5 protein-coding genes are annotated in these 6,000 nt (G+C 29.1%); all 5 read left to right on the top strand.

Translation table 11 applies throughout. The features are described 5' to 3' along the window. Positions 1-518: hypothetical protein (locus tag EVI01_RS13570; protein WP_186808769.1), on the top strand; the 518-nt coding region annotated here is incomplete at its 5' end. 307 nt (positions 519-825) lie between these two features. Next, complete coding sequence (locus EVI01_RS01250) at positions 826-1,392, top strand: hypothetical protein (protein ID WP_010751154.1); 567 nt, start codon at positions 826-828, stop codon at positions 1,390-1,392. Between the two features lie 73 nt (positions 1,393-1,465). Next, positions 1,466-2,404: a hypothetical protein gene (locus EVI01_RS01245; RefSeq protein ID WP_010751153.1), complete on the top strand. Its 939-nt coding sequence runs from the start codon at positions 1,466-1,468 to the stop codon at positions 2,402-2,404. Positions 2,405-3,253: 849 nt separating this feature from the next. Then, positions 3,254-4,624 (top strand): hypothetical protein, encoded by a 1,371-nt coding sequence (locus tag EVI01_RS01240; RefSeq protein ID WP_010751152.1) that lies wholly within the window; start codon positions 3,254-3,256, stop codon positions 4,622-4,624. A 275-nt stretch (positions 4,625-4,899) separates the two neighbouring features. Then, positions 4,900-5,643 carry a hypothetical protein gene (locus tag EVI01_RS01235; protein WP_146811487.1) on the top strand — a complete coding sequence of 248 codons (744 nt, stop codon included), beginning with the start codon at positions 4,900-4,902 and terminating at the stop codon, positions 5,641-5,643. The last annotated feature ends 357 nt before the right edge of the window (positions 5,644-6,000 follow it).

The following is a 6,000-nucleotide window of genomic DNA, read 5'->3' as shown; positions in this document are numbered from 1 at the left end:
CGCTAGAAAAAATATTGGGAGAACAAGAAATTCCAGTCTTCGATCATGAAATGCAAAGCATAGTAGAAACTAATCTACAAAATGAAAGAGAAATAGATGAAAAGGGTCATATGAGCAAAAGTTTTGAGAAAGTGGATTCTAATTCAAGAGATAACAAAGAAAAAAATTACCCTGCACCTATAGTTGAGAGCAGTTCGATATTTGACCTATTAAATCAATTAGAAGATGCTAAAGAAACAGAGCCATCATTCTTAGAAATATTGAACGAACAACCAGCAAAAAATAACAGTAAACAAACAGAAGCAACTATAAATAAAAAGGATAATGAGTCTCATATTTTTACTGTTCAAGAGATACAAGATAAGCAGGAACATAGTTTATTAAATCTTACAGAAAACAATAGGGACAAATGCTCTTCATCGACAAGGAGAACGTATGTTCCTTTGTTACCAAAGCAAGCGATACAAAATCAAGTTACTATACTACATTTCAATGGACCAATTCTTTTTTTTTACTAAAGTACCTGAAGCAATAAATATTATTATGGATGGAGGTACGATACAAATAGCTGAAGAAAAAGGGGAGGATACAGCAAAAAAATGGCATCCAGACTTATCTAGTTTGTCTCAAAATATTTCGTCTGCCAAATCTAAAGCAAAGGAGAAAACCCAAATAAATCAAAATATGGATTTTCCAAAAACTACCAATACAAAATTATACAAAAGTAGAAAATATCGAGAAAAGCGTTAAGGAGTTATATACAAAAATGATCAATTAGAACCGTTGTTTTTAAAATTAATTAAATAAGGGGAAAAAAGGGGGAAAATGAAAATTAATGAAATGAATAGCATTTACGTCGATCCAAGCATTGAAAATATAGAGCGACATGCCGAGTATGAAAAGATCCATAAAATAATGACTAGAAGCGCCTATCACTATTTTGATCATTTATCAGATCTATTTGAGCGAGAGCCACTGAAATATGCTGAAATTGAAAATATTATCTATGAAAAACATAAAATCGAGGGTCCTTCCTTATTAGAGATATTAAAAAAAGAAGGAAAAGGAATTTATCATAGTGAATTATTGCCGCAAATGAGTGAGAATTTTTTATTGGAAGGAATCCAAGCATTATTTATAGAATGCCAAAACGAATCTAGAATAGCCGTTCTCAATAATTATTGTAGAAATGGATATTATTTTGAGGAAATGAGATTTCCAGATTTTCGACGTTTAATAGACGTCAATAAAGGACAAGAAAAGCTCGCTTTCAAAAAGCGACTAGCAGAAAAGAAATTTCAAGCATTGATTCGGAGTTACGATAATAATAGACCAATAAATAGAATTAATTTTTGGAGAATGTCTCAATCAAACAGTCGTAATTCAAGATAAAAATTTTAAATTTAGGTAGATGATATTTAATAATCAATATTTTTTCAAATAAAGAAAGGGGAAAATAGAAGCAATGGACGATAAAAATGTGCAAACAGAAGAAGCATTCGATAAAATAATAAAAAGAATAGAAGAAAGTTTACAAAAAAAAATAGATGCAAATATTGAGAAAAACAGACAAAGGGTGAAAAGACTTGAGAAAAAAAGTATAAAGGACTTTTTGTTGAAAGGGAATAATGATATATATGAGGGCGCAAAACAAATGGATCGTAGGGATCTTGCTTATTTTAAAAAAAAGGTAGAATTTGCATTATTTAATGGTCCGTTAAGTGAAAGAAATTACTATAATAGATACGTAGCGCCTAGCTTAGTTCTTTTTATAAATAATGAAGAAAATTTAAAGGTAATTGCTCTTCTACTTACGGAACATGATCCCTCTTTTGTAAGAGAAGAAGCTATAGAGGCTTATGGTAAATTTAAAAAATTTAAAGAAGCAATAAATAAAGAAATAAATGAAGGGATAGTTGAAAAAAACAAGAGAGTAAATCTGGGAATGAATGTTTTTTTTAAAGAATTACGCATAATGCTTCTAAAAAATGATGAATATATTGATAAAATTGCCAAATATTTGGATGTTACTAATCGCAAAGTGGAAATTTTAATTGCTGTTAATGAAATCCATAGAGTAATGACAGAGGCAATAGATCATTGTAATTTTTGTATATCCCAAGATATTCTTGGAAAGTATAAAATGTGGAAAATGAAGAATGTTGAAGAAGTTTTAATAAAATATTTAGAGGGTGGCGATACATACACAGACGAGAAAAAATGGCAATGTTATAGTGGAGGCGATTTAGCTCATATTTTTAATCATTCAAAAAAAGCCATTGAAAAAACGGCAAGATTATATCCAGAAGCAGAACACTGGACAATTGATGTATTCAGAAAATATGCTAATAATAATAGGTTTATTAAATTAAAAAGAGGGGTGTTTTCTCTTGAATTTAGATAAGTAGAGGCTGCCATGTGAATAGGAAGTCAAGAGTTTGGATGGGTATAAATAAAAGCTAATATTGAAAAAATTTTCTTTTTTGACTTTATTCATAGGCAAAGTAGCAATTGTAGTTGGAATAAATTTTATTCCAACTTTTTTAGTATTTTAATAAAATTTGGCATATTTTATCTACATGACCATTTTTTCTTAGAAAAATAAATGATTTTATGGTTTTTTATAAACATAGTAACGTAATTTTCTGAAAAACAAATAAAGAGGACGTTTTTCAGAGAAAATGTATGATAAATTCTTTTTATAAAAAGAACATTTTGTTAAATAAAAGACGGATGGATAGAGGGGATAACTTATGAAAAAATAAAAAAAGAAAGTCAAGAATTAGAAAAAAGATAAGATGTATGCGAAAAAGTTTACACAAATTCTACTTACATTATATGAGAAAGAAGGAAATGAATTTTCGATTGAGAATGTAAAAAGCAAAAGTATTCCAAAGAATGAATTTCAAGAATGGGTAAAGTCAGTAGGTATCTTGAAAAATATAAAAAAAGATTTTTTTGCATGTTGCTGAAAAAAGAATAACTCTGGCTCCAGAAAAAATTTATCTAGCTCAAGTTTCAGCCTACAAAGGATTTGACTCGAAACAATCTTTTGAACCTTATAAAAACGGGAAAATAAAACCAGATAACCATTCTATACAATTAGTAAATGAAAGAATTTTATAAAAAAGTTGCTTTTGTCTATATAATTTTTGGAATTCAGAATAGTTTTTTATTCAATAAACACAAAAGAGAGAATAGTTGGTCAGTTACTTCGATAATTATGTAACTAATTGACAAAGGAGACAAGTTTATGGGAAAAACAGATAGAGAAAAAATATCGGGAAAATATATCAAATATGATGATGCATACAAACTAAAGACCCTTACATTATACAAAGAGCATCTATTTGAAAAGAAGTGTACAAGTCGTAAGCAATTTTGTAGAGACAATGGTATTCCCTACCAGCCCTTTGGATATTGGGTAATAGAATACCCAGAATTAATAGAATTAGAAAAAAAAGTCTATGGCAAACGCAAAAAGTACACTACTACAATAAGAGAGCCAATAAGTGTTTTAGAGGACTTTTCCACTAAACGTCCTCTAAATGAAGAACGAAACGATTCAAAAGGGAAAATAATACTAGAAGAAGTAATACAAGCAATTAAAAATTCAGGATTAATTAAAAATTTGATTGTTAAAAGCTATAAGCTTATGCGGAAAGTAGGTAAAGTAAAACCAAAGTTAAAAAAAAGACAGCTCACCATTCGTTCTAAAAAAGAAATAGAAAATTTACTTATCCAATATGCGCAAGAGGTATATGAACATAAAATAAAGAGCCGTGAGGAATTTAGTAAAAAAAATGGTGTGAAATCCATGACATTTCATAAATGGGTAAAAAAAATTCCCAAGTTAATAGAATTAGAAAGAACGTATTCTAAATATAGTAGGTATGATCATACATATAAATTAAAGACTCTTAGATTATATAAGCAAAACCTACTTGAAAGGAAGTGCAAGAGTCGTGCGGAATTTTGTCGAGAAAACAATATAAAAGACCAGTCTTTTAGGTACTGGATACAACAATACCCAGAGTTACTAGCATTAGAAGAAATAATTTATGACAAGTACACCAATACAATGAGAGAACCAGCCCGTGTTTTAGAGAACTCTTCCACTAATCATGCTGTAAATAAAGAACTAAACGATTTAAAAGAGCAAAAAACATTAGAAGAAGTAACACAAGCAATAAAAAATTTAAGTTTAAATGAAGAGCAAAAAACAATAGCAGAAGTGATACAAGCAACAAAAAATTTAAAATTAAATGAAGAACAAAAATTAAGAGCCATTCCAGGAGTGAATAAAATATCAAATTTATTAGGGACTGATTTAAATACCCAAACAAGTTTATTTAATAGAAACAATCAGCCATTAGATTTGACAGTTAAAAAACAACCGACCACACAAAATCAAAAAAATAGTTTCAAAGAGATAGTAGATCAAGGAAATCATTCACTAAAAAGAAAGCGCGAACAATTAGTTGAAGCTAATAATGGACAAATAAACTCAGCTCAAGGGAATAGAGTGAGCCAACCAATAGATTCAACTTCTCTTTCGTTAGTAAAGAAGCCAAAAACAGCATGGAGACAAAAGTATTTACAAGCGATTACTCATGATAAATAGGAGGAATTCATTTCAACGTGACAAGAGAAAGAAACTATGTTAATGGATGAATATACGTTTGGAAATAAGTACTTTTATGTGATCAATTCTTTAAAAAATAAGAAAAATTCAAAAGAAATTGCCTTTGCTTCGAGTGAGAAAAAAAGTAAAAGTCACTCATCAATTAAGACAAGTTGTTGATTCTTTTGATGAAAATAGAGTAAACACTAAATTAAAAAAATATATTAAGAATGAGCGGTTAAAAAAATAAAAAGTTCATTTAGGAAAAGATCATTTTGATCAATAAAAATTTGATGGCTAAAGGAGAACAGCTTATGTGGAACCCAGATGAAGTAAATCCAGCGTTAAAAAGAGGAAAATATACCATTCGATCTAAAGCAGAGAGAAAAGAATTGCTCATGAAATATACACATGAGCTACGTGAAATGAAAATAAGTAATCGTACGCAATTTAGTGAAAAAAATCGTGTGCGGAAAAGTACCTTTAAGGATTGGGTGAAAAAAAAACCAGAGTTAATAGAATTAGAAAAAAAAACCTATAGCAAATACAAGACATATACCGACATAATGGGAGAGACAGCAAATGGTTTGAGGTACTTTTCTATTAATAATCCTGTAAAGGAAGAACTGAATGATTCAAAAGGGCAAGAAACGATAGAAAAAGTAATACAAAAATCCGAAAATTCAGGATTAAATGAAGCACAAAGATTGAATAAAATGTCGAATTTATTAGGGACTAATTTAAATAATCAGCTTAGTACATCTAATATAAATAATGAGGTAATAAATAGTACATTTAGGGAACAACCGAACATACAAAATAAAAAGGAGAGACTAGAACGAGTGATTGGTGAGATAAAAAGAAAGTTAGATCAATCAGCTAAAATGAGTAATGAACAAATAAATCCAGCCCAAAGAAGTATGATGAATCAGCGAATAGATTCAGCTTCTTTTTCATTAGTAAAGAAGCAAAAAACAGCATTGGAAACAAGAAGATTTACGAGCGATTACTCTCGATAAGATAGAAGTGTTGATTTTAAAATAAGGAGAAACTATGCGCCAAATCAAACTTTATCATGGACTTTTCTATCTTTTAGGATTGGTCAAAAGGTTGGCTACAAGCAGAAGAGAGTACGCACGATTACTATATCCACTTAATTTAGATTGATTCACTCTATTAGTAAATGAAAAGGCTTTATAAAAATTGCTTTATCTATACAAAAAATATGAAGAAAAAAACCAGAATACAGATTAAAAAAATAAAAAAATTCAAAAGAAATAACCTTTGTTTCGAGTGAGAAAAAAGTAAAAGATACTCATCAATTAAGACAAGTTGTTAATTTTTTTGATGAAAATAGTGTAAACACTAAATAAAAA

Source organism: Enterococcus villorum, assembly GCF_007990225.1.
Taxonomy (GTDB): Bacteria; Bacillota; Bacilli; order Lactobacillales; family Enterococcaceae; genus Enterococcus_B; species Enterococcus_B villorum.
The sequence above is the reverse complement of the archived record's forward strand: the minus strand, read 5'-3'. Positions and strand labels throughout refer to the sequence as shown.

Coding starts and splice junctions, on each gene's coding strand:
- EVI01_RS01250 (WP_010751154.1), top strand. CDS start 826: ATGAAAATTAATGAAATGAATAGCATTTACGTCGATCCAAGCATTGAA.
- EVI01_RS01245 (WP_010751153.1), top strand. CDS start 1,466: ATGGACGATAAAAATGTGCAAACAGAAGAAGCATTCGATAAAATAATA.
- EVI01_RS01240 (WP_010751152.1), top strand. CDS start 3,254: ATGGGAAAAACAGATAGAGAAAAAATATCGGGAAAATATATCAAATAT.